This is a genomic window from Streptomyces sp. f51, assembly GCF_037940415.1.
Classification (GTDB): Bacteria; Actinomycetota; Actinomycetes; order Streptomycetales; family Streptomycetaceae; genus Streptomyces.
In genome coordinates, this window is the sequence record NZ_CP149798.1 from 7217568 (window position 1) to 7240026 (window position 22459).

At 71.7% G+C, this 22459-nt stretch carries 20 protein-coding genes; 12 read left to right on the top strand and 8 right to left on the bottom strand.

The annotated features are described in order from the left end of the window. Positions 1-80: 80 nt before the first annotated feature. Complete coding sequence (locus WJM95_RS31305) at positions 81-1514, bottom strand: MFS transporter (protein ID WP_339133833.1); 1434 nt, start codon at positions 1512-1514, stop codon at positions 81-83. Between the two features lie 200 nt (positions 1515-1714). Between WJM95_RS31305 and WJM95_RS31310 the strand changes: the two genes are divergently transcribed. Continuing rightward, positions 1715-2710: an AsnC family transcriptional regulator gene (locus WJM95_RS31310; RefSeq protein ID WP_339133835.1), complete on the top strand. Its 996-nt coding sequence runs from the start codon at positions 1715-1717 to the stop codon at positions 2708-2710. A 100-nt stretch (positions 2711-2810) separates the two neighbouring features. Here the strand turns inward: WJM95_RS31310 and WJM95_RS31315 are convergent, their stop codons facing one another. Continuing rightward, positions 2811-3176, bottom strand: a complete 366-nt coding sequence (locus WJM95_RS31315; protein ID WP_339133837.1) for a nuclear transport factor 2 family protein — start codon at positions 3174-3176, stop codon at positions 2811-2813. A gap of 273 nt (positions 3177-3449) precedes the next feature. On the opposite strand from WJM95_RS31315, the gene WJM95_RS31320 reads away from it, so the two are divergent. From WJM95_RS31320 to WJM95_RS31330, 3 genes are all read left to right on the top strand, one after another. Next, positions 3450-3764 (top strand): WhiB family transcriptional regulator, encoded by a 315-nt coding sequence (locus WJM95_RS31320; RefSeq protein ID WP_339133839.1) that lies wholly within the window; start codon positions 3450-3452, stop codon positions 3762-3764. 797 nt (positions 3765-4561) lie between these two features. Next, on the top strand, positions 4562-6112 hold the full coding sequence (locus tag WJM95_RS31325) for a peptidoglycan-binding protein (RefSeq protein WP_339133841.1): 1551 nt from the start codon (positions 4562-4564) through the stop codon (positions 6110-6112). Positions 6113-6435: 323 nt separating this feature from the next. Continuing rightward, positions 6436-8358: a cellulase family glycosylhydrolase gene (locus tag WJM95_RS31330; RefSeq protein ID WP_339133843.1), complete on the top strand. Its 1923-nt coding sequence runs from the start codon at positions 6436-6438 to the stop codon at positions 8356-8358. Positions 8359-8527: 169 nt separating this feature from the next. Here the strand turns inward: WJM95_RS31330 and WJM95_RS31335 are convergent, their stop codons facing one another. Then, positions 8528-9163 (bottom strand): MerR family transcriptional regulator, encoded by a 636-nt coding sequence (locus tag WJM95_RS31335; RefSeq protein WP_339133844.1) that lies wholly within the window; start codon positions 9161-9163, stop codon positions 8528-8530. 79 nt (positions 9164-9242) lie between these two features. Between WJM95_RS31335 and WJM95_RS31340 the strand changes: the two genes are divergently transcribed. Next, a complete protein-coding gene (locus tag WJM95_RS31340; RefSeq protein ID WP_339133846.1) occupies positions 9243-9737 on the top strand; it encodes a DUF4188 domain-containing protein in 495 nt (164 codons plus the stop codon). Positions 9738-9944: 207 nt separating this feature from the next. On the opposite strand, the gene WJM95_RS31345 is transcribed toward WJM95_RS31340, so the two are convergent. From WJM95_RS31345 to WJM95_RS31360, 4 genes are all read right to left on the bottom strand, one after another. Then, positions 9945-10664 carry a hypothetical protein gene (locus WJM95_RS31345; protein ID WP_339133848.1) on the bottom strand — a complete coding sequence of 240 codons (720 nt, stop codon included), beginning with the start codon at positions 10662-10664 and terminating at the stop codon, positions 9945-9947. 221 nt (positions 10665-10885) lie between these two features. Further along, a complete protein-coding gene (locus WJM95_RS31350; protein WP_339133850.1) occupies positions 10886-11503 on the bottom strand; it encodes a 1,4-alpha-glucan branching protein in 618 nt (205 codons plus the stop codon). Between the two features lie 67 nt (positions 11504-11570). Beyond that, on the bottom strand, positions 11571-12266 hold the full coding sequence (locus tag WJM95_RS31355) for an alpha/beta hydrolase (RefSeq protein WP_339133852.1): 696 nt from the start codon (positions 12264-12266) through the stop codon (positions 11571-11573). A gap of 138 nt (positions 12267-12404) precedes the next feature. Then, complete coding sequence (locus WJM95_RS31360) at positions 12405-14030, bottom strand: FUSC family protein (protein WP_339133854.1); 1626 nt, start codon at positions 14028-14030, stop codon at positions 12405-12407. 113 nt (positions 14031-14143) lie between these two features. Here WJM95_RS31360 and WJM95_RS31365 point away from each other — a divergent pair, with 113 nt between their 5' ends. From WJM95_RS31365 to WJM95_RS31385, 5 genes are all read left to right on the top strand, one after another. After that, positions 14144-14662: a MarR family transcriptional regulator gene (locus WJM95_RS31365; RefSeq protein WP_339133856.1), complete on the top strand. Its 519-nt coding sequence runs from the start codon at positions 14144-14146 to the stop codon at positions 14660-14662. Between the two features lie 11 nt (positions 14663-14673). After that, positions 14674-15990: an alpha-amylase family protein gene (locus WJM95_RS31370; RefSeq protein WP_339133858.1), complete on the top strand. Its 1317-nt coding sequence runs from the start codon at positions 14674-14676 to the stop codon at positions 15988-15990. A 264-nt stretch (positions 15991-16254) separates the two neighbouring features. Then, positions 16255-16485, top strand: coding sequence for a DUF397 domain-containing protein (locus tag WJM95_RS31375; RefSeq protein ID WP_339133860.1), 231 nt, complete (start codon positions 16255-16257; stop codon positions 16483-16485). Positions 16486-16809: 324 nt separating this feature from the next. Further along, positions 16810-18708 (top strand): FHA domain-containing protein, encoded by a 1899-nt coding sequence (locus tag WJM95_RS31380; RefSeq protein ID WP_339133862.1) that lies wholly within the window; start codon positions 16810-16812, stop codon positions 18706-18708. Between the two features lie 345 nt (positions 18709-19053). Further along, entirely contained in the window at positions 19054-20061 is a 1008-nt protein-coding gene (locus WJM95_RS31385) for a patatin-like phospholipase family protein (RefSeq protein WP_339133864.1), read from the top strand. 6 nt (positions 20062-20067) lie between these two features. Here WJM95_RS31385 and WJM95_RS31390 read toward each other — a convergent pair whose 3' ends face one another. After that, positions 20068-20610, bottom strand: coding sequence for a hypothetical protein (locus WJM95_RS31390; RefSeq protein ID WP_339133865.1), 543 nt, complete (start codon positions 20608-20610; stop codon positions 20068-20070). Positions 20611-20756: 146 nt separating this feature from the next. Here WJM95_RS31390 and WJM95_RS31395 point away from each other — a divergent pair, with 146 nt between their 5' ends. Both WJM95_RS31395 and WJM95_RS31400 read left to right on the top strand, forming a co-directional pair. Continuing rightward, positions 20757-21500: a methyltransferase domain-containing protein gene (locus tag WJM95_RS31395; RefSeq protein ID WP_339133867.1), complete on the top strand. Its 744-nt coding sequence runs from the start codon at positions 20757-20759 to the stop codon at positions 21498-21500. 244 nt (positions 21501-21744) lie between these two features. Then, positions 21745-22395: a hypothetical protein gene (locus WJM95_RS31400; protein ID WP_339135974.1), complete on the top strand. Its 651-nt coding sequence runs from the start codon at positions 21745-21747 to the stop codon at positions 22393-22395. Positions 22396-22459: the final 64 nt, after the last annotated feature.

Sequence of the window (22459 nt, forward strand, 5' to 3'; positions counted from 1 at the left end):
CGCGACCGGAGTCGGTCGCGGGACGCGGGGGTGGTCGGCCGATCGACGGGTCGGCCGGGCGGGCCCGCGGCGGCCGTTGGTCAGCGGCCGGTGCGGCGCGTGGTCATGACCCCGGCCGCCACCGCCGCGGCGGCGAGGACGATCGCGGTGACCCCCAGCGCCTGCTGGGCCGCCGCACGCGCGTCTCCGGCCGCGCCCAGATAGACGCCGCCGACGACCGCGACACCGAGTGTGCCGCCGAGCTGCTGCACGGCGTTCAGCAGGCCGGCGGCCGAACCGGTCTCCTGCGGACCGACACCGCCGAGCGCCGTGCTGAAGAACGGCGGGGTGAACAGCCCGGTGCCGAGCCCCGCGACGGCGAGCGCCGCGGGCAGCAGGCGCGGATACGATTCCGGGTCCGCGCTCCGGTAGGCGAGGAAAGCGGCGACCAGACCGGCCGCGAGGACGCCGATCCCGGTGTGCAGCACACGGGTCCCGTACCGCGTGACCAGATGCGTACCGGCGGCCCAGGAACCCGCCGCGAGGCCCGCGGACCACGGCAGCAGGGTGAGACCCGCGGTGAGCGGGCCGTCGTGGAGGCCGAGTTCGAGGTGCAGGACCACGGTGATCATGACGCCGTTCATGACGGCGAAGAACAGCGTCGAGGTGGCCAGGGCGGCAGGGAAGGCCCGCCCCCGCAGCAGGGCGGGTTCGATCAGCGGGGCCCGGCCGGAGCGCCCGGCCCGCCGCTGATGGGCCACGAACGCGCCCAGCACCATGGCCCCCGAGGCGGCGACGGCCCAGCGGGCGGGTCCCGGGTTCCCGGCGGTCAGCGGGCACACCACGAGCGCGGTGCCGAGCATGGCCAGAACGGTGCCCGCGGGGTCGAGACGGGGCCGTACCGGCGCGCGGTCCTCGGTCAGGAACACGGACACGGCCAGGACCGCTGCGGCCGGCGGAAGGTTCACGAGGAACACCGCGCGCCACGAGGACCCGAACACATCGGCATGGGTCAGCACGCCGCCGAGCACCGGGCCGAGGACCGCGGACAGGCCCATGACCGGACCGATCATGCCCAGAGCCCGGGTGAGTTCGCCGCCCCGGTACATCGCGCGGATCAGCCCGAACGTCTGCGGGATGATCGCGGCCGCCGCCGCGCCCTGCACCGCACGCAGCGCGATCAGGGCCGCGGCGCCGGGCGCCAGGGCGCAGGCCAGGGACGTGGCGGCGAACACGACGACGCCGACGCGGAAGACCCGCCTGCGGCCCGCGAGGTCGCCGAGCCGGGCGCCCGTCGGCAGCCCGAGGGCGAACGCGAGGGTGTAGGCGGCGCTGAACCAGGGGATCGTCGCCCGCGCGCCGCCGAGGTCGGCGTGGATCACGGGTCCTGCGACCTGGACGATCGTGGCGTCGAGGAGATTCATGGCCTCCGCGGTGAGCACCGCGGCGAGCGCCAGTCCGCGGCGACGGGAGTCGGGCGGGGCGAAGGCGAGGGGCCGGTCGCGGCCGGCGGTGGGTTTCGTGACGCGGGACATGGGTCTCCCCCCAGGTACGGCACGGATCTGCGGGTGGCCGCCGAAGTGGACGGCGGAGGAGCCGCGGCCGGACAGCGTCCGGCGCGGCAGCCGCGCGGCGAGCGGCCCGTGACCACCGTGCCGCCGTCCGTCCGGCCGGTTCCAACTTCTCGGCGGACTTCCGTGATTTCTTCCATCGGGGTCGGCTAGGTTTGCCGAACATGTTCGTACTGGATGAGCTGGACCGGGGTCTGATCCATGCCCTGCATGTGGACGCGCGGGCGCCGTTCACGCTCGTCGCCGAGGTCCTCGGCTGCTCGACGCAGACGGTGGTCCGCCGCTACCGCCGGCTGTACGCCCTGGCGGGCCTGCGCGTCGTCGCCCTCCCCACGCCACGGAGTTCCGGCACGAACCAGTGGTTCGTACGACTGACCGCGGCGACCCGCAGCGCACACGACATCGCGACGGCGCTCGCCCGGCGCCCGGACACCTCCTGGGTGCGGCTGACCTCCGGCGGTACGGAGATCGTCGCGATCATCCACACCCCGCCCGCGGGTCAGGACGCGCACGCGCTGCTGCTGCGGGACATCCCCCGCACCGCCGGGATCACCGCCGTGTCCGCGCACCAGATGCTGCACATGTACCTGGGCGGTCCGACCGCCTGGCGCGGTCGGATCGGCGCCCTCGACGCGGACCAGGAGGCACGGCTGCGCGCCGAGTCGCCCACCGCGGACGGGCCGGACACCCGGAACGCCCCCGACGCCGCGGCCCATCTCCTCAAGGACGCGGACCGCCGACTGCTGTCGGCATTGCGCAAGGACGCACGCCTCAGCTACGCGGAACTGGCCGCCGCCACCGGTACCACCGCGTCCACCGTGGCCCGCAGGCTGGCGGAACTGCGGGCGCGCGGCGCGCTGTTCTTCGACATCGACATCGATCCGGCGCTGCTGGGCGTGACCGTGTCGGCGCTGCTGTGGATGGAGGTGGCCCCCGCCCATCTGGACACGGTGGCGACAGAGTTGGCCCGCCACGAGGAACTCGCGGTGGTCGCGGCGACGACCGGTCCGACCAACCTCGTCGCCCACGCCCTGTGCGGCGACGCGGCGGCCCTGCACCACTATCTGACGCGGAGGGTAGCCTGGGACGCCGTCACACGGATCGAGACGGCGCCGGTCCTGCGTACCTACAAGGCCGCCACCACGCTCCGCCTCGGCTGACCCGGAACCGCGCCGAACCGCCCCGCCCGCCGCCGAACCGCCCCGCCCCGCCCCGCCCCGCGCCGAACCGCCCCGCCCGCCGCCGAACCGCCTCGGCCGGTCAGAGATAGTCGTTCCGCTTGAGCTCGACCACCCACGCGCGGCGCTCGCAGATCTTCCCGTCGCGCATGCGGAACACCTCGGCCATCGACATGCGCATCGGTTCTCCCGTGTCCCGGTTCACCGTGCCCGTGAGTTCGGCCATGACCACGTCGTCCTCCTCCACCATGCGGACGACGTCGAGCCGGGGCGGCGGGACGAAGCCGGGGCCCTCGATGGCGGCGTCGTAGGCCTCCTTGCCGGTCAGATGGAAGCCGCCGAAGACCGTCCACTCGATGTCGTCGGTGAGGCAACTCAGGATCTGTGCGTGATCGTTCTTCCGGAAGCCGTCCAGATAGGTCTCGACGGTCTGCTTGTTCCGTGACATGGCTCCTGCTCTCCGGCGAGGGTGGGGGAAGGGGGACGGGGAAGCGGGGGACGACGGGCGCACCGCGCTTCGATGGCGCTGCCTCGGACCCTGAACCGTCGAGACACCTCCATAGCGCTGCCGCGCGCGGTAGGCAAGCTGCGCTCACTCGAAGGTGTGGTGCCGTACGGCAGATAGAGTTGCGGTCCTCGAAAGGCGTAGTGTCATATGCCTGTTGCCAGGGCAGGCGGGCAACTCGCAGGCGGGGGCCAGGGGAGAGGACGGCATCACGAGATGACGAGCACCGACTGGAGCGATCGAGGGTTGTGCCGCACGGCCGACCCGGACGACCTGTTCGTCGAGGGCGCGGCACAGAACCGGGCCAAAATGCTGTGTATCGGCTGCCCCGTCCTCACCGAATGCCTCGCTTACGCGTTGGACCAGCGCATCGAGCACGGCGTCTGGGGAGGCATGACGGAGCGCGAGCGCCGCGCACTGCTGCGTCGCCGGCCGACGGTCACGTCCTGGCTGCACCTCCTGGAGACGGCCCGTGTGGAACACGAGCGCTCGCAGGACACCGCCGCTGCCGTCGGGCACCGGGCGAGCTGACCTCCTGGCAGGTGGCGGGGCGTCCGGCCCCCGGAACCCGTATCAGGTTCCGAGGAGGTGGCGGGCGCCCTGTTCGTCGTGGGGGAGCGGACCCCGCTGTACGCCGTCACGTGCCGGTGCGCCCAGCACGCGCCGCCCCGGTCGTCCTCGCCGCCCGAGTACGGGAACGCCCGAACGGAACCTGAGACGCCGGATCGACACACGAGGCCCCGATGCCGCATCGGGGCCTTTTCCGTGTGCCCTCGATGGCTCGCCGGGCCGCGATCCTCGCCTTTCCCTTGGCCCGCCCGCAATGAGGTCGGAAGCACCTCAATGAGACAGGCAGCCGAAAAGCACTAAACATTCAGAGGCTGTCACACATGCGTTTTTCCGGCCTCCGACAGCAATTAAATCAAGCCACTGTGTCATCAGGCATTGTCTGCTCAGGCGTGAACTGTCACCGTCATGCGCGGAATGAACAGCCCGATCATGGTGTGCGGATGTACCTCAACTGCGTTGCTGAGCAGGCGTGTTGTTCGGCAATCATGTCGACCTGGCCAAAATGCCATTTTCCCCTCCTTATGCCGGACGAAGGCCTGAGGCAGGCGCCTTCCGGGCGGGCGAAACCTTCCGTAAATGACACATCACGACGGTGTGCGGTTTCGGCTCGGACGATCTCCGAGAGCAATCCGCACACGGAGCGAAGGAGACGTTTCGCGGTCATGGGAAAGATTTCATTTCGTGGTCACACCGACAAAGCGCCCAGTCGGCGGCGAGGCGGCATCGGCGCCGGGCCCGGCTGGAGAACGAGAACCGGCGTGTTCGCCGCCACGACGGCGCTGCTCTCGGCGGGCATCCTGCTGGGTGCCGGTCCGGCGTCGGCGGCACCCGCGGCGATCAGGCTGACCTCCGCGTCCTGTCCCAGCGTGATCCAGCGGGGCCAAGTGAGCGGCTGCGTCACCGAGTTGCAGATCCTGCTCAACGCCCACGGCGCGGGCCTGGTGGTGGACGGCGACTTCGGGGCGAACACCCTCTACGCGGTGCGCGAGTACCAGTCCTCCACCGCGATCGCCGTCGACGGCCTGGTCGGCCCCCAGACCAAGGCCAAGCTGTACGCGACCGGGGGCTCGGCCCCGGCGCCGGTCCGTCTCACCTCCTCCTCGTGCCCTGCGAACATCGTCCGGGGTGACAAGGGCGGCTGCGTCACCGAACTCCAGCGACTGCTCCGCCACTTCGGCCATGCGATCGACGTGGACGGCGACTTCGGTCCGGCGACGGACAGCGCGGTCCGTGACTTCCAGTCCACGCACGGCCTGTCGGTCGACGGCCAGGTCGGCACGAACACCAAGCGGGAGCTGTACGACACCGACGAGTCGCCGTCCACCGCCCTGGATCTGCGGTCCGCCTCCTGCCCGGCGGACATCGTGGAGGGGGAGAGCGGCGGTTGTGTCGCGACGCTCCAGGCCCTGCTCAACGGCAAGGGGCAGCATCTCGACGTGGACGGCCAGTTCGGTCCTCTGACCCTGACGGCCGTCAGGGCGTTCCAGACCTCGGCGGGCCTTTCCGTCGACGGAGAAGTGGGCCCGAACACCAAGGCCGCCCTGTACTCCAACATCAGCACGGGTGGCGGCAGCGGCGCACCGGCACCGATCAACCTCAACTCCGGCTCGTGTCCGGGCACCATCGTGAAGGGCCAGCGCAGCGGCTGCGTCACCGAGTTGCAGAGCCTGCTCAACCACCACGGAGCCGATCTCGCCGTCGACGGCGACTTCGGAACGCTGACCGACAGCGCGGTCCGCGACTTCCAGGCCGAGAAGGGCCTGTCCGTCGACGGTCAGGTGGGCCCGAACACGAAGGCCGCGCTGTACGGTGCGGTCACCCCGCCGTCCTCGCCCGCGCCCGGCGGCGGTTACGGCAAGATCCTCGATGTGGCCGCCGCCGAGGTCGGCACGGTCGAGGGCAGCGCTCGCGCCAACAGCTACGGATCTGCCGTGGGTCTGTCGCTGTCCACCAGCAACTACGCCTGGTGCGCGACCTTCGTGAGCTGGGTGGCCAAGCAGACCGGGGCCAGTTCCTACCGCAACACCTATGTCTCGGGCTGGGTCAAGCAGGCGAGGGCCGGCAACTACCACCTCTCGGTGACGACGAACCCGCAGCCGGGCGACATCGTGGCGTTCGACTGGAACGGGGGCAACGACTACACCGGCGGCCATGAGCACATAGGCATCGTGAGAACGGTCAGCGGCGGCGCCGGGTTCACCACCGTCGAGGGCAACACCGGCAACCCCAACGGCGGTTCGGACGGCGTCTACGTCAAGACGCGCAGTACGAACAGCGGGTACGACGTGCTGTTCATCCGGGTCCGCTGACGGACTGGACCGACCACGTGACCAGGTGACGGTGTGATCGGGCGGCCGCGCGGTCGAGCCATGAACCACCTCTGACGGCAGGGTTGTTCATGGCTCGGCGCGGGTGCCGGCTGTGCCGAGTGTCACGCCTGACCGGAACCATCGCCCGGGGTCCGCCTTGGCGCTAGTCTCAGGTCTCCGCCTGCGGTCAGCGGGAGGGATGAAGCGCCCGTGACGGCCGTCGTGCGTCGTCACGGTCACGAGCCCTGGGTCCACCCCGTTCGGAGCAGGTCAGCGTGAACCGACCCGCACGTTCGCGTACCGACACCCCTCACAGAGGTCCGATGCCCACCCTCAGATTTGGCAAGTACCTGACATTAGCGACAGCGGCTCTCCTGCTGCTGGCCACGGCTCCCGGAGCGGTCGCCGCCACCTCCGATCCCGCCGAAGGCGCGCGGGGAGCCACCGTCGCCGCTCCCGCGGCCGAGACATGGCGGGCGCCACTGTCCACCCGCGGGCGGTACATCGTGGACGCCGACGGCAACCGGTTCCGGCTCAAGTCGGCCAACTGGGACGGCGCACAGGGCTCCTGGACGGGCAGCAGCAGCATCGACGACCCGGCCAACCATCACGCGGGGCAGGACTCCTACGGCATCCCGCTCGGTCTGGACCGTGCGTCGCTGCCCCAACTCCTCGACGACTTCCACCGGCTGGGCATCAACAGCATCCGGCTGCCCTTCTCCAACGCCATGATCCATGCGACGACACCCGTGCCGGACGTCGCGGTCACGGCCAACCCAGGGCTGCGCGGCAAGACACCCCTTCAGGTCTACGACGCCGTGGTCTCCGCCCTCACCGGGAGCGGGTTCGCCGTCATCCTCAACAACCACACCAACACCTCACGCTGGTGCTGCGGTGTCGACGGCAACGAGCGGTGGAACAGCAGCCAGTCCACGCAGCAGTGGGCGGACGACTGGGTCTTCATGGCCCGTCGCTACGCCGGTGACCCGCGGGTGGTGGGCGCCGACCTCTACAACGAGGTACGCCGTGACGTACTGGACGACCCCAACTGGGGCCTGGGGGACGCCCACGACTGGTACGCGGCCGCCCAGCTCGCCGGGGACCGCATCCTCTCCGAGGCCAATCCGAACCTCCTCATCGTCATCGAGGGGATCAACTGGACCGGTCTGCCCGTGGACGGCCTGCCGCACGGCCGCCCCACCCTCACCCCCGTCCGTCACCTGTCCCACACCCTCGTCGCCTCCCACAAGCTGGTCTACTCCGCCCACTTCTACGGATACACCGGCCCCAACCACAGCGGAGCGACCGGAATCGGCGAGACCCACGACGCCCGCTACCAGGACCTCACCCGCGACCAGCTCTACCAAGTCCTCAACGACCAGGCCTTCTTCGTCTCCTCGGAGGCCAACCAGCACTTCACCGCGCCCGTCTGGATCAGCGAGTTCGGCATCGGCGCCGGTGAGACGGGCGCGGCGGCCCGGACCTGGTTCGGCAACATCACCGACTACTTCGCCGACCACGACGTCGACTTCGCCTACTGGCCCCTGGTCGCCTGGGAAGGTCACGACGACTGGTCGCTGCTGCGCTACGACACGGCCGGCAACCGGTCCGGGATCCTCGACGGGTCCGACTGGCGCGGCACCGCCTGGAACCGGCTCATGACGGCCCCGACCCGCACCGGCTCCGTCGCCTCCGTGCCCGGCTGGAACATGCTCGCCACCGATCACGGCGACTATGTGCAGTCCCTGCGGGTGCGTTCGGGCGGCGACTGGGACTCGGGCGCCTCCAAGGCCGCGTGTCCCGACGGGGAGCGGCTGATCGGACTCGGCCACAGCGGGGTCCGCGCGCTGTGCACCGATGTCTCGACCGGTGACCTCCGCTCCACCGCCACGGCCCAGACGGTCGTCACCGACGAGCGTTACGTTCCCTCCGGCGGCGACTGGGCCTCCGGGTACACCAAGTTGCAGTGTCCCGCCGGGAACTTCCTCATCGGGTACAGCCGTCGTGGCGGCCGGACGTCCGCGGCCCTGTGTGTTCCGGCGAGGGCATCGCTCGCGGGCGCCGGCCGGACCGTCTGGTTCGACCGCTCCGACACCCGGCCCGCCGGGGCGGCCGGAGGCGACTTCGCGAACGGCGACTACAAGGGCCAGTGCGCCGACGACGAGTACGCCGCCGGAATCGCCTTCACGACCCGCTTCGGCTCCAGTCAGGGCCCGGCGGCGCTGCTGTGCCGCAAGCTGAACTGAGCGCACGCCGACCGCCGTTCGCCCCGGTGCTCGCGCGGGGCGACGGCGCCGGGACGGCGCCGCGCAGTGACCGACGTACCGTCGTGTCGAAGGCCGCCGGGTCCCGGCGGGCCGAGCCCCTTGGCGGGGCCGGCCGGGGTCCCGGCGGCCTTTCGCGTCGCGGGGTCCCTCAGAACCGCCGGGCCGATTCCTCCGCGTGGGCCATCCGGCGCAGACTCAGCAGCACCGGTTCGTACAGCACGGTGAGCGCGACGGCCGCCTCGATCTGCTCGGTCGCGGTCGGCTGACTCTCAATCAGATCCAGATCGGTGACGGCCAGTTGAGCTGCCAGCCGCCCGTACGGCAGCAGTTGCTCGGTGTCGCAGGGATAGCCGAGCCGGACCAGCGCGGCGACCGAGTCGATGAGCCGCCGGTGGGCGGGGTTGAGCAGATTCACGCCGGGGTCGCAGGACCAGCCGAGCCGCTCCAGCAGCGCCTCCACCGAGCGGCAGGCGGTCGCCACCGCCGGATCGTCCTCCGAAGGCCGCTCGGCGCACGGCAGTGAGCGGGTCGCCGCGCCCAGCCGCAGGTGGTGGTCGAGCGACTCGTCCTCCGCGGCGGCGATCACCTCGCGGGCGTCGGACACCGAGATCCCGCCGATCTGGATGAGCGCCCGCACCAGGCGCAGCCGCCGCAGATGGTCCTCGCCGTATTCGGCCTGGGTGGCGGAGATCCGGCGTCCGGGCTGGAGCAGTCCTTCGCGCAGGTAGTACTTGATCGTGGCGGTGGACACCCCGCTGCGCTCACTCAGCTCCGCCAGCCGCATGCTCTTGCACCCTCCATCGGACAGTGACACTATCCAAGCATGGATCGTGCCACTATCCAACACGGGAACGGGGAATCTCATGGGTAATGCACCGACATCCGGGCGACGGGTGACGGCCGCCGCCGAGGGGGAGATCGTCGTCTTTCTCATCGGCATGCGGATCAACCGCTGGCGGGCCGTCCGCCACTGGCTCCCCACGCTGAAGGCGATGCCGCGCATGATCAAGGAGCTCTCGATCGACAAGGACAGCGGGTTCCTCGGATACCGGGGGCTGAGCGGCGGTCCGCGTGTGTTCACCGTCGTTCAGTACTGGGAGTCGCGGGAGAAGCTGCTCGCCTACGCCTCCGACCAGGCTGGGCAGCATCGTCCCGCGTGGGCGGAGTTCAACCGCCGACTGCGGAACAGCAACGGCAGCGTCGGTATCTGGCACGAGACGTACATCGTCCCGGCGGGTTCGTACGAATCGGTCTACGTCGACATGCCGCCGACCGGTCTGGGCGAGGCCTGGGGGGTCGAGCCGGTGGAGCGGCGCGGGGAGCGGGCGGCGCAGCGGCTGGCGGGCGAGGCTTCGTAGCCGCGGCGATCCGGCTGTCCCGCCCGGGTCCCATCAGTCCGGCTCGCACCGTCCAGACTCGTACCGGCCGGCCGGGTCCCGCCCGGGTCCGGCCGTCAGGATCGCAGCGTTCGGGCCCGTACCGGCCAGCCGGGTCCCGCCAGTCAGGATCGCAGCGTTCAGGCCCGTACCGGCCAGCCCGTACCGCCCAGGTCCGTACCGTCTGGGTCAGTTCTGTCCCGGACGGATCCAGACGCGCAGCGGGCCGATGGGTTCGAAGCCGTGGCGCAGGGCGGCCGCCAGGTCGTCGCCGTGCTCGTAGCCGACGACGGGCAGGCCGGGGAACAGCGAGTGGACCGTGTGCAGCACGCCCGGCCATGCCGCGTCCGGGCCCCCGTCGCGCGCGAAGACGTTGGAGACACCGACCACGTGATCGCCGAGGCTCGCGACCGCTCCGGCGGCCGTCCGACCGTCGGCGGAGCGTCCCGCGAGCACGAACGTGGCCGGGTCGTCGAGCAGTTCGGGGCGGAACAGACGCGCGTCCCCGTTCCCGTCGTCCCAGGCGAGCGCCCACGCCCGCAGGGTGTCGGTGTCGCCTGCCACGGACCAGTCGAGATCGGCGGGTCCGGCGGGTTCGCTCGCCGGGCGGTGGATCCACCGCGCGTCGAACAGAACCCGGAAGCCGGCGTCCGTCAGGTCGAGGTCGGCGAAGCTGTCCTTGACGGAGGCGCCGGGTGCGGCGGTGTCGATCCGGGCGAGGAGCGCGGCCGGATCGGCGCCGGGCACCAGCGTCACGGCGTCCGGGTAGTACATCGGGGTGCGGGCAGGGGCGGCCCACGCCTGCTCCCTCGACTCGCCCTCGACACCGTGGGATCGGCTCATCGCCGCACACCACTCGGCGTTGTTGCGGGCGGCGGCCCGGACCAGGGGCGGATGCGACGAGTTCATGGGTCCGGATCATGGCACGTCCCGGCGGCGGACGCCTCGCCCTGCGGGCGACAGGAGGTGGGGGAGGGGGGTGAGGGCCCGAGACCGGGCAGGGATTCGGGCCCTCACGTGTCGCGCATCCGTCGGGGGCGTTTGCGCGCTGACCACTTCAACGAGCTTCCTGCCGGGGGGATACGTTTCGCCGCTCGGCCGGGAAACCACGGCTCCACGGGACCGTACGGCTACCCCCGCGGGACGGCCTCGTGCCGGGGCGCGGCGGTCGCGAACACCCCGCGCACCGAGGTCCCGTCGGGCCGGGTCCACCCGGCGACCAGGCACCAGGACGGTGACGGCGCCTCTTCCTCCGGTCGCAGGACCCGGACGAGGCCGACGTCGAGCGCGGTACCGGCTCCGTGGGCGTATCCGGGTGCGTTTCCGCGCACGGTGACGGTCGGGTCGGGGGTGTCGCTCTCGGACTGGTGCTGCGGCGTCGCCTCACCGCGCAGGAGCGCGTGCAGCCGGGCCGTCACCACCGGGTCGTGCGCGCCGTCGTAGATCCACCGGGTCCCCAGCACCCCGTGTTCGGAGGTCCCGATCAGCGTCTCTTCGGCGGCGCCTTCCCTCGGCGCCCCGCGGTAGCCCATAGGCACGAGATACGTCACCGGGTCCGCCGGGCCGGTGTCCACCACGACCATGAACTCGATCCCGACCTCACCTTCCGGATCGTCGAGCCGGAAGCCGCCCGCCTTCACCAGCTCCGGCTTCTCGGCGCCGCCCGCGTACCAACTCCGGCTCGGCAGCCAGCGGGTGAGCAGGTCGAGCTTGGTGGGCGTCATCGTCGTGCGGTGGACCGAGGCCATGCGAGCAGCTCCCTGTGCGTGAGTCCCGTACCCGCTGAGCGGCGGGGGACGATCGAACCTACCGGCCTCACGGCAGCCGTTCGACCAGCCGGTCCACGAGCTGGGAGGGGTGCGACAGCGCGGCCAGGTGTCCGCCGGGGATCGTCTCGGCCTCGATCCCGAGGCGGTCCCGGGCCACCCGGCGCTGGAAGTCCACGGGGAAGAACCGGTCCCCGGCCGCGGCGAGCACCCGTGTGGTGGTGTCGGGCCAACGCTCGATGTCACAGGGCTGGTTGAAGGCGACGTCGGCCTCCGGCCGCTGATGCTCGGCCCCTGCGGCGGCGATCTCGGGCGGGACGTCGTGCAGGAAGTAGGTGTCGAGATCGAACTCGGTGCCGTATCCGCCCGCTTCGGCGGCGGCGACGCGGGCCCGCTCCGAGCCGGTGGCGCCCCACCACTGTCCGGGCGTCTCACCCGGCAGCGGCACCATCGCGTTGACGAGCACCAGCAGCCCGACCGGAACGCGGGCGCACACCATCGGCGCCGTGAAACCGCCCATCGACTGCGCGACCAGCACCGCATCGGGGTGATCGCCGATCGCCTCGACCACGGCGTCGGCGTACTGGGGCAGTCCCGACGACTCGTCGGCGCCGGGCAGGTCGACCGCGACGGCCTCGTGCCCCCTCGCCCGCAGCTCGGCCACCACACGATGCCAGTACCAGGCCGCACCCCCGGCCCCTGGAACCAAGACAAACACGTTCGCCCTCGCTTCCGCTCGCTCCACCCTGCATGACGGGGACCACCGCGAGCGACGAAACTCATCGCTGGTGTCCTGGCGGCCCTCCCGGTCGATGTTCCAGCCGGACGGCGGGAGCACGTCGCAGAACACGCGGGCGAAGTCCCACCCGGTGGGTGAAAGCCTTCAGCCGGTCCTTGCCGCCGTCGTCGGCGTCTCCGGGGTGTGTGCCGGTGGCGGGCCGAACAGGGCGCCGATCAGCTCCAGTTGGGTTTCGATGGTGTCGAGGGCGGCCAGGGTGGGTGGGACGAAGCGGTTGGCCGGGGTGGGCGGCTCGGGTGTTCGGAAGCGCCGGCGCGCGGTCGGTTCCGTGGCGTCCGCCGGTGTCGGGCGACGGCCGATCGACCGCCGTACGGTGAGGGTGTGCGCCGCGATCCGGGCGCGGCCCCGGGTGACGGCGGGGTCGGCGGTCAGCGCGGCAGGGGCCGATGCGATGGCCTCGGTGAGGTCGTCGACCGGGTCGGCGCAGCCCCGTAGCGCCGTCAGGGACCGGAACGCGAAGGGGGCCGGATGCCACCGGTCGGACAGCGCCCGGGGGACGGGCGCCGCGGCCAGGATCCGCAGGGGAGCCGTCGCGGTCGCCAACTGCTCGACGCGGTAGGCGAATCGGGCCCGTGCCCTGCGGACCGCCTGACCGTCGTGCCAGTCGGCCTCCATCAACTCGCCGAGCCCCGAGAGCGCCGCCGCCGTACGGGCCCGTACCACCGCCTCCGTCCGTATGGGCAGGACGAGCCAGGAAGCCGCCACGCCGAGGACCGCGCCGACCGCGATCCCGGCCGGCCGGGTGTGCAGCAGGTCCCCGGGGCTCTCTCCGAACCAGTCGTAGAGCAGCGAGAGCACGGCGGTGACGCAGCCCGCCCAGTACGCGTAGCTGAGTTCACGCAGCCAGGTGGCCACGGCGAGGACGACGAAGATGACGACCACGGCGGTGTCCGACCTTGGCCCGAACTGGCCGGAGACGGCCGTCGCCACCACGGTGCCGGCCGCGGCGCCGAGCGTGCGCCAGGCCCCCTTGACCAGGACGTCGCCCCGGCTGCGCGCGCCGCCGCACACCAGGAACGCCGTCAGGACGACCCACGTCCAGTGGTCCGGCCACAGATTCCGGCCGACCGCGAACGCGGCGGTCAGCGCCGCCGCCGTCTGCGCGGCCATCCGGGTGCTCGGGGCCGGGCCGTGCCGAGGGGCGCCGGGTGCCGTGGTCACCTTCGCGGACGGCGGCCGGGGCACGCATCCGGCGCGCTGCGCCGCCCAGGTCACCACGGTTCCCCAGACGACAGCCGCGAGCGCCGTCACGGCTGCCCAGGCGGTCTGCTCGTGGCCGCCCACCTGCACCGCCCCAGCGGGCACCACCAGCACCGCGATCAGCGGCAGCACGACGAGCGTGCCCGCTCGCGCGGCGCGGGCACCGAACCGGCGCACCCAGATCGCCCCCGCGACTCCCACGACGAACGCCGTGTCACCCGCGAGGTGGTGGCGCTCGATCAGGGTGCTCAGCTCCGCGCCCGCCGCTGCCGCGCCCGGCAGCACGACACAGGCCACCAGCCGGTCCGTCCGGTCGAAGAGGCGCTGGACGCGGCCCAGCGCCGAGGCGATCACCACGGCCCGCACCACGCTGTCCACCCGCAGCCCGGCCTCGTGCTCGACGAGCAGCGCGAGGCCGTACACACCCAGCACCGTCGCCATGCTGACGGCAGTCGTACGCAGGTACGTGCCACGCGGATCGAAGTGCAGCGCACGGCGTGTCGATCCCATAAAACTACGCACCACGTAGAATCACCGCCAAGAAGCTGCTGAAACAGGTGCTGAAAAAGGCCATCCTGAAACTCGTTCGCCCGTCGAATCGTAAGTGATACCTTAGCGATGTGGTGGGAGAGTGGACAGAGCACGAGGACAGGGACGCGGAGCGGGCGGAGCCGTCCGGGGCCGCGCGGCGGGACGGCCGCGCGTCGGCCGAGATCCGTCAAGGCGTCATCCGGCTCGCCCGCAGGCTCAGCGCGGAGCGCCCCGCGGACGGCCTCAGCCTGAACAAGAGCAGCATCCTCGGTCACCTGCGCCGCAACGGCCCGATGTCGGCCGGCGCCCTCGCCGCCGCCGACCACCAGCAGCCGCAGTCCCTGACCCGGGTCTTCGCCGACCTCGAACAGGAAGGCCTGATCAGCAGGACGCGTGACACGCAGGACGGGCGGCAGCGCGTGGTGCGGCTGACCGAGGAGGGCCGCGCCGCCCTCGCCCGTGACATGGCTCAGCGCGACGCCTGGCTCGACATCGCCCTCGTCGATCTCACCGAGACGGAGCGCCAGGTGCTCCTGCTCGCCGCCCGCCTGATGAACCGCCTCGCCGACTCCCCGACCGCCGTGCCCGGCTCCACGACCCGACCCCGCTGACGGAGGCTCCCGTGTCCTGGCCCGACCACGCCATCTGGTGGCACGTCCATCCCTTGACCTTCCTCGGCGCGGAGCCGGACGCCCTGCCCGCGGGCGAGCCCGTGCGGCACCGGCTGCCGGTCCTCTGCGACTGGCTGGACCATCTGGTCGGACTCGGCTGCAACGGGCTCGCCCTGGGGCCCGTCTTCGCGTCCGAGACCCACGGCTACGACACGACCGACCACTTCCGCGTCGATCCCCGCCTGGGCACCGAGGCCGATCTCGCCGAACTCGTCGACCGTGCCGCGTCGCGCGGGGTCCGCGTCCTGCTCGACGGCGTCTTCAACCACGTCGGCAGATCCTTCGCGCCGTTCGCCGACGTGGAACGGCGCGGTTCGGCCTCCCCGTACGCGGACTGGTTCGTCCCCGAGGGCGACGACTTCCGGACCTTCGAGGGGCACCGGCGTCTCGTCACGCTGAACCACGCATCGCCCGCGGTCGCCGATCATGTCGTCGACGCCCTTGACCACTGGCTCGACCGGGGCGTCGACGGCTGGCGGCTGGACGCGGCCTACGCGGTTCCCCTGCCCTTCTGGCGCACCGTCACGGACCGGGTCAGGACACGTCACCCCGGGGCCTGGTTCAGCGGCGAGGTGATCCACGGCGACTACACGGCGTACGTCGTCGAGGGCGGCCTGGACACCGTGACGCAGTACGAGCTGTGGAAGGCGATCTGGAGCTCGCTCAACGACCGCAATCCGCACGAACTGGCCTGGGCGCTCAAGCGCCACAACACCATGATCGACACGTTCGCGCCGCAGACGTTCGTCGGCAACCACGACGTCACCCGTCTCGCCAGCCGACTGGAGGAGCCCCGGCACCTGGCCCTCGCGCTCGCCGTGCTGTTCACCGTCGGGGGGACACCGTCCGTCTACGCGGGGGACGAGCGGGCCCGTCAGGGAGTCAAGGAGGACCGCGCGGGCGGGGACGACGCCATCCGTCCCGCGTTTCCCGCCTCCCCGTCGGACCTCGGTGCCGAGGGGCTGGACGTGCAGCGGCTGCACCAGACCCTGGTGGGGGTGCGCCGCCGTCACCCCTGGCTCGTACGGGCCAGGACCCGGATCCACTCGCTCGACGACACCGTCCTCGGCTACACCCTGGGCGCGCCCGACGGCGGCCCCACCCTCGCGGTGGTCCTCAACTTCGGCCCCGCCCCGGCCGCCGCCCGACTTCCGGCCGCCGAGTGGACCTCTGTCGCGGGTGATGCTTCCGTCGATTCCGCCACGGGTGCGGTCTCGCTTCCCGGGACGGGCTGGTTCATCGCCACGGCACCGGGAAGTCGTCCTTGATCTCCGGCCCGCCGGGCCGGGGCGTGCGGAGCTGGCCGATGTGCGGGGCCGGCGTCGAGGAACACCGGTCACACCGGACAACTCCCGTGGGCGCGCGCGGAGTTCGGGGCCGCGCATGGTGGCGCGGGGGATCGGCAGACCTGTCCCCGAGGGGGAAGGTCATGACAGACTGCTCCGCGTCCAGGGGGTCGATGAGGCGTGAGACGTGAGTACGACGCGGTCCACCAGGGAGTCGCTGGTGGACCTCCGCAAGGAGACGGAACGATGAAGCACGCCGTGAACGCCGCCGAAGAGCTGGGAACCCAGGGGTGGAGCATGCCCTGGAGCGCCGGCGGTGACGGAGGCTGCGTCGAGATCAAGAATCTCGGCGGCGGCGTCGTGGCCGTCAGACAGTCGACGGACCCGGACGGCCCGGCCCTCATCTGTCCCTCGTCGGTGTTCGCCGAGTTCGTCGGCGCCGCCAAGGAAGGGCGAGCGGACTTCCTCATCGCCTGACACATGTGCGGCTCGCTGTCGCCCGGACGCCGCGGAGGACGCTGCCGGGCGGCCCCACCGGGCCCGGCCATTGTCCCTGCGATCGACGCCCGACAGCCTCTCCCGAAAGCCTCCGGAATCGGGCATGATGGGGCATCCGTACCGGTCGAGCGACCCAACACCGTTGTCGGACTGAACCGTTCACCGTTCCCGTACGTCGAGCGAATGCCGTCCCGCCCCTTCGTCGCACGTCCGCCCGGTCACGTCCGCGCGGGCGCGTGCACGGGAGTGGCGCCGCGGCAGCAGCAATGTCGTCGAGCCTGGGGAGGAAGTCCAGTGGCGCCGGTGCTTGTTGGACGCGAAGGACTGCTGGCCGGAGAGCGGATACCGGTGATCGGCACCCGGGCCACGTTCGGGCGCAACCCCGAGAACACCGTCGTGCTCTCCAGCCCGAGCGTCTCGCGCTTCCACGCGGAGATCGTCCTGGACGACACCCAGGGCTATGTGCTGCGCGACTGCGGAAGCAGCAACGGCACGCTGGTGAACGGCGAGGAGATCGACTCCCGGCTCCTCAAGGCCGGGGACGACATCAGCATCGGCGACCAGGAGTTCCGCTTCGAGGTCGCGGACGCCATGGAGACCATCATGGCGCTCTCCTTGCCCAGGTCACTGACCTGCGGTGAGGAGGAGACCGAACACGGGCCCGTGCTGCGGGTCACCATAGCGGGCGGCGGCCCCGTCGGCCTGTCCCTCGCGCTGCTCCTGGAGCACTTCCTCGGGGCCCAGGTGAACATCACCGTCTACGACGGCCGGTGGCGCAAGCAGGGCCGCAAGATCGTCTGGAAGGACGAGAGCCAGGGCAACGTACGGCGCCAGCAGGTGGTGACCGTACAGAGCCGCCAGTACCTCAGTCTGCCCGAGGAGGTGCAGGCCCGGCTCTTCGACCCGGACAGCTACACCGAGATGTGGCCCTCGGGCCCCGACTCCATCGGCGACCACCACCCGCGCAACCTGCGGATCGCCTACATCGAGGACCGGCTCCTCGAGGTGGCGAACGAGAAGCGGAGCCGGATCCGGCTCGTACCCGCCCGCTTCAGCGTCGAGGAGCAGCTGGACACCCTGGCCGATCAGCAGGTCCTCGCCATCTGCGACGGCGGACGGTCGCACACGCGCGAACACTTCGCCGCCAAGTTCGGCAAGGCGGACGAATCCATCTACTCGCTGGACGGCCGCCACCTCCAGGACGTCGTCCTCGGCCTGCGCGTGAAATCCGGTCTGGCCGACCCCATGGCGGTCCTGCTGACCGTCGGACAGAACCGCTTCCTGCTGAACTCCCTGCGCGGCGAGGGCTTCCTCAACATGCGTCTCACGGACGCGGAGATCGCGGAGGTCGTCGGCATCGATCCGGTGCGCCGCGTCTTCGAGGAGTGCATCGCCTCCCGTCCCTGCCTCATGGGGCGCGACGAGCACGGCGACTACCGCTGCTCCACGCACAGCACCCTGTTCCTGCCGGCCCTGATCAGGGGCTCCGCCCTGTGGAAGCGGGTCGGCGAAGGGCTGCGGCTGTTCGGCGTCGAGCCGGGCGCACTGAGCGCGGTCACCTCGTTCCGCCTCGACATGGTCCAACGCCCGCGATTCACCGCCGAGTTGCTGCCGCCCACCGCCAACTCCACCGGGACGTACGGCTTCCTCCTGGGCGACGCCGCCAACGCCATCCACTTCTGGCCGGGCCGGGGTCTCAACAGCGGCCTCGCCTCGGCGATCTCGCTCGCGCGGTCCCTCAACGGGGCGTGGAACGGCAAGCCCTTCCGGGACGCGGACTTCCTGCGCCACGAGGCGGCCATGTCGATGCTCCAGTACCGCCACAAGAGCCGCGCCTGGAAGGCGATGGTGACCACCGACGACACGGGCGCCACCTGGGCCATCAAGGACATCATCGCGCACGGCATCGACGGCATCGCCGAGGAACCGGATCGCGAGGCCGACACCGCGACGCTGCTGGAGCGGCTGCGCGGGATCCGTACGCGGCTGGCGACCCGCATGGAGGGCATGCCGGACGACGAGGCGATCCTGGAACGGCTCGGGACCCTGGAGAGCACGACTCTTCGCATGCTGGTGCTCAGCGGTGCCTGGGACACCCTCACCATGGGCGGCGAGGAGGTCGACATCGACATCTTCTACGGCCGTGACTCCGCCGCCGCGGCAGCGGCCGTCGAAGCCCTCGAACCGGCGGCCCAGCTCTGAGGCGGGTCCGGCCCGCCAGGGGGACCGCACCGCCTGCCGCCGGATCGCACCGCCTGCCGTCGGACCGCACCGCCTGCCGTCGGACCGCACCGCCCGCCGCCGGACCGCACGGGTAAAGTTACTCTTCAGTCGCTTGTCACCAGCGGCCGCTGAAGGCACGGCGCGGGCGGGGTGCCGTCACACTGTGCCGCACCCGGCCGGAGGTCTCGCCGCCCACCCGGCCACCGGTGGCCGGCCGACCCGCGGGAGCCAGGCCATGGTCCCGGACGGCGGGCGCGCTCGTGTCCCGCCGCTGGGCTCCGCGTGCGAAACCACCCCCGAGCTGTCCCCTGGAGCCTGACCACGATGACGACGACCGCCACGAACTCCGCAGGCACGCCCGAGTCCGCGGAGCCGCATCCGGTCTGGCGGGTGCTCACCGAGCGGGCGAGGACCGGCAGCCGCCCCGGCGCACGCACCGACGGTCACCGGGTCGCCCTGGCCATCGAGGGCGGCGGGATGCGCGGCATCATCGCCGGCGGGATGGCCCTGGCCCTGCACGAACTCGGACTCACCAACAGCTTCGACGCCGTCTACGGCGCCTCCGCAGGCGCCGCTTCCGGCGCCTGGCTGCTGAGCACGAGCCCGCAGTCGCTGCGCTTCTGGGCGGTACCCAAGTACGCCAGGACCCTGATCCGGCGCTCGAACCCGCTGCGCGGCAAGCCGCTCGTGGACCTGCACGCCTTCTACGAGGTCCTCTACCGCTACGGCGACCAGGACTGCGCGCCGATGGACTTCGCCTCGATCCTCGCCAGCGACATCGAGTACCACCCGCTGGCCACCGACGCCGAGACCGGGGAGTCGACCGACCTGCGGCCCGTCATCGGCGACGCCGCCGAGCTGCGTCGCGCACTGCGGGCCAGCGCCTCTCTGCCGCTCCTCGCGGGCCGGCCCGTGACGCTGGGCGGGCGCCGCTTCTACGACGCCGGGGTCTCCGAATCCGTGCCGTACCGAACCGCGCTGGCCCAGGGCGCGACCCATGTCATGGTGCTGCGTTCACGGCGGGTGATCGACGCCGCCCGGCCGTCGCGCTCCGCCGCGCTCATCGCGAGGACGGTGCTGCGGCGCGAACCCCAGGCCCTGCGCCAGGTGTTCCTCGACCGTGAGACACGGCTGGCCGAGGACGACGCCCGGCTGGCCGACCACGCGGCCGTCGTCTCGGTCCGCCCCGCCCCGGAGTCCCCGGTCGTCGGCCGTCTCGCGCGCGAGGGCGACCTCCTGGAGAGCGCCCTGGAGGCCGGGCGCACCGCCGTGCACGACACCTACTCCCGCCTGTACGGCACCGGCGATTCCCCGGTGGCCGCCGACAGCTGATCTCCGTCAGCCCTCGCCCAGATCGGCGAAGCGCCCGGCCCAGGACCTGAAGCGGTCGTCGTGCTCCTTGCGCGCCTCCCACAGCGCGTCAGGATCCTCCGGCGGCCCCAGACCGAACGTCCGGTCCAGCCAGGTGAGGAACTCGGCGTGCCCCTGGCTGTGTTCCCCGGTGTCCTCCTCGCCCTGCCCGGCGCCGAGGAAGCCCTCCGCGACAGGCTCCCGGTCGAGAGCGAGAAGCCGGAACAGCTCCCTGAGGTCACGCGCGATCACATAGAGGTCGCCCTCGTCGCCGACGAACACGACGGGCAGGGTGGCGAGTTCGGCGCGATCGTCGCACCGCCACAGGGCGTAGTCCGAGCCCGAGCCGTTGGCCTTCGCGAAGGGGATGAACCTGCCGAGGAACCCGGGATCCTCCGACCAGGTGTGGAGGCCGGCGTCCCCGCCGAACTCGTACAGCTCGAAGCCCTCCGCGTAGAACACGGGACCGAGCCGGTCCTCGAACTCCTTGAGCAGGTTCAGTTCGGGGACGGGCGAGTACGCCTCGCGCATACGACCTCCTGAGCCGGCCCGGCAGCACCCGCTCGTCCGTGCGGAGCCGGGGCAGCACAAGATACCTTCCGGCCGATCCCGCCCCGGCCGAGTCCGGCGTGCGGAGCGGTCCCACGGAGGACGGCTCCTTCGTAATACTGGGAAACATGGCCATCTATGACACGCTCGGCGCGACGTACGGCCGGACCCGGCAGCCGGATCCGCGGATAGCAGCGCAGGTGCACGCGGCGCTCGGGGACGCCGGGACCGTGATCAACGTGGGAGCGGGCACCGGTTCCTACGAGCCGCGGCAGACGGTGCTGGCCGTCGATCCCAGCCAGATCATGATCGACCAGCGCCCGCGCGGGTCCGCGCCCGCCGTCTGCGCGGTCGCCGAACGCCTTCCTCTGCGCGACAACGCCGCCGACGCCGTCATGGCACTGCTGACCGTCCACCACTGGACCGACCTCGTGGCCGGCATCGCCGAACTCCGCCGGGTCGCGCGCCGCCGTATCGTCATCCTGACCTGGGACCAGGAGATATTCCGCGAGCGGTTCTGGCTCGTACGCGAGTACCTCCCGCAGGCCGCGGCCTTCGACGACAGCCGGGCCGTCCCGATGGACCGGCTCGCCACCCTGCTCGGAGGGGCACACCAGGAGGCCGTTCACGTCCCGCACGACTGCACGGACGGGTTCGGCGCGGCGTACTGGCGCAGACCCCACGCCTACCTCGACCCCCAGGTGCGCGCCGGAATCTCCATGTTCGCGCAGACGGGAGAGGACACCGTCGCCCCCGGCCTCGCGGCGCTCACGGACGACCTCGCGACGGGCCATTGGCACCGCCGGCAGTCCGACCTGCTCGCGCTCGACACCTTCGACGTCGGCTACCGGCTCCTGGTGGCGGACGCCTGACCCTCGCGGCAACCCTACCGAGCCAGGTCCGGTCGACGGCGGCACCCCGCCGCCCGGACGTACCGGCCCCGCACCCGTCCGGGTCACCGGGCGCGCGGACCCGGCGGCCGGGCGGCAGGGTGATCCTGTCGACGCCCGGAGCAGCGACGGAGTCACCGTCAGGACCGTCGCGTCGGTGGCCTCGGGTGCCGTCCCGGACCTGAGGCGGCCTTGAGCGCGTTCATCAGGAGGTTTCGTGCACGAAATGCCGCTCCTCAAGAGCGTCGGCGAGCTGCTGCGCCGACGGCACGGTTCGTCGGGCCGCGATCGCCAGGCGCGGCTGCCCGACGGATTCACCCTGGACAGCGCGAAGGTCAGCGGGTTCGTCGCCGGGACGCTCAGCACCGAGGACGAGGCGAGCCTGGCCGACGAGATCGCCCGGCTGCTTCCGCATCACTGGGACATGCCCACCAAGTCGGTGGAGGCGCTCACCCCGGTCGTCGACCACCTCGGTGGACAGCAGCAGTTGATGGCATGGCTGGACCACCACCCCGGCCGGCCGCGGCTGATCGCGCGGATCTACGTGCTGCTCGGCCATCTCGACCAGTACAGCGAGGACCCTGCGGTTCTGGAGGCCGTCCGGCACGCCAGAGCCCAGGACCCCTTCCCCGTCGGTCTGCGCGGCTATCTGGTGCCGGAGACGAACGCCGAGACCCTGGGCAGCCTCGCCTTCAGGGTCGAGGAACTCCTCGGCGACGACCGTGTGGACGACGCCGTGGCACTTTCCCTGGCGACCGCCGACTGGCTGCGTGGCGCGGCGGAGAACGCCGAGTCGCCGAGTGCCGACGTTCGCGAGATGGGCGAACTCATGGGCCATCTGCACCGGGACATCGGCGAGGCCGCCGCGAAATCCTGACGGGGTGAGGCGCGCGCACGACGAGCCTGCCCCCGACCGGACCGGACCGGACCCGACCCGACCC

What these genes read in the sequence shown, in the direction of transcription:
- WJM95_RS31305 (WP_339133833.1), bottom strand. Translation starts at nt 1,514, where the DNA reads ATGTCCCGCGTCACGAAACCCACCGCCGGCCGCGACCGGCCCCTCGCC.
- WJM95_RS31310 (WP_339133835.1), top strand. Translation starts at nt 1,715, where the DNA reads ATGTTCGTACTGGATGAGCTGGACCGGGGTCTGATCCATGCCCTGCAT.
- WJM95_RS31315 (WP_339133837.1), bottom strand. Translation starts at nt 3,176, where the DNA reads ATGTCACGGAACAAGCAGACCGTCGAGACCTATCTGGACGGCTTCCGG.
- WJM95_RS31320 (WP_339133839.1), top strand. Translation starts at nt 3,450, where the DNA reads ATGACGAGCACCGACTGGAGCGATCGAGGGTTGTGCCGCACGGCCGAC.
- WJM95_RS31330 (WP_339133843.1), top strand. Translation starts at nt 6,436, where the DNA reads ATGCCCACCCTCAGATTTGGCAAGTACCTGACATTAGCGACAGCGGCT.
- WJM95_RS31335 (WP_339133844.1), bottom strand. Translation starts at nt 9,163, where the DNA reads ATGCGGCTGGCGGAGCTGAGTGAGCGCAGCGGGGTGTCCACCGCCACG.
- WJM95_RS31340 (WP_339133846.1), top strand. Translation starts at nt 9,243, where the DNA reads ATGGGTAATGCACCGACATCCGGGCGACGGGTGACGGCCGCCGCCGAG.
- WJM95_RS31345 (WP_339133848.1), bottom strand. Translation starts at nt 10,664, where the DNA reads ATGAACTCGTCGCATCCGCCCCTGGTCCGGGCCGCCGCCCGCAACAAC.
- WJM95_RS31350 (WP_339133850.1), bottom strand. Translation starts at nt 11,503, where the DNA reads ATGGCCTCGGTCCACCGCACGACGATGACGCCCACCAAGCTCGACCTG.
- WJM95_RS31360 (WP_339133854.1), bottom strand. Translation starts at nt 14,030, where the DNA reads ATGGGATCGACACGCCGTGCGCTGCACTTCGATCCGCGTGGCACGTAC.
- WJM95_RS31375 (WP_339133860.1), top strand. Translation starts at nt 16,255, where the DNA reads ATGAAGCACGCCGTGAACGCCGCCGAAGAGCTGGGAACCCAGGGGTGG.
- WJM95_RS31385 (WP_339133864.1), top strand. Translation starts at nt 19,054, where the DNA reads ATGACGACGACCGCCACGAACTCCGCAGGCACGCCCGAGTCCGCGGAG.
- WJM95_RS31390 (WP_339133865.1), bottom strand. Translation starts at nt 20,610, where the DNA reads ATGCGCGAGGCGTACTCGCCCGTCCCCGAACTGAACCTGCTCAAGGAG.
- WJM95_RS31395 (WP_339133867.1), top strand. Translation starts at nt 20,757, where the DNA reads ATGGCCATCTATGACACGCTCGGCGCGACGTACGGCCGGACCCGGCAG.
- WJM95_RS31400 (WP_339135974.1), top strand. Translation starts at nt 21,745, where the DNA reads ATGCCGCTCCTCAAGAGCGTCGGCGAGCTGCTGCGCCGACGGCACGGT.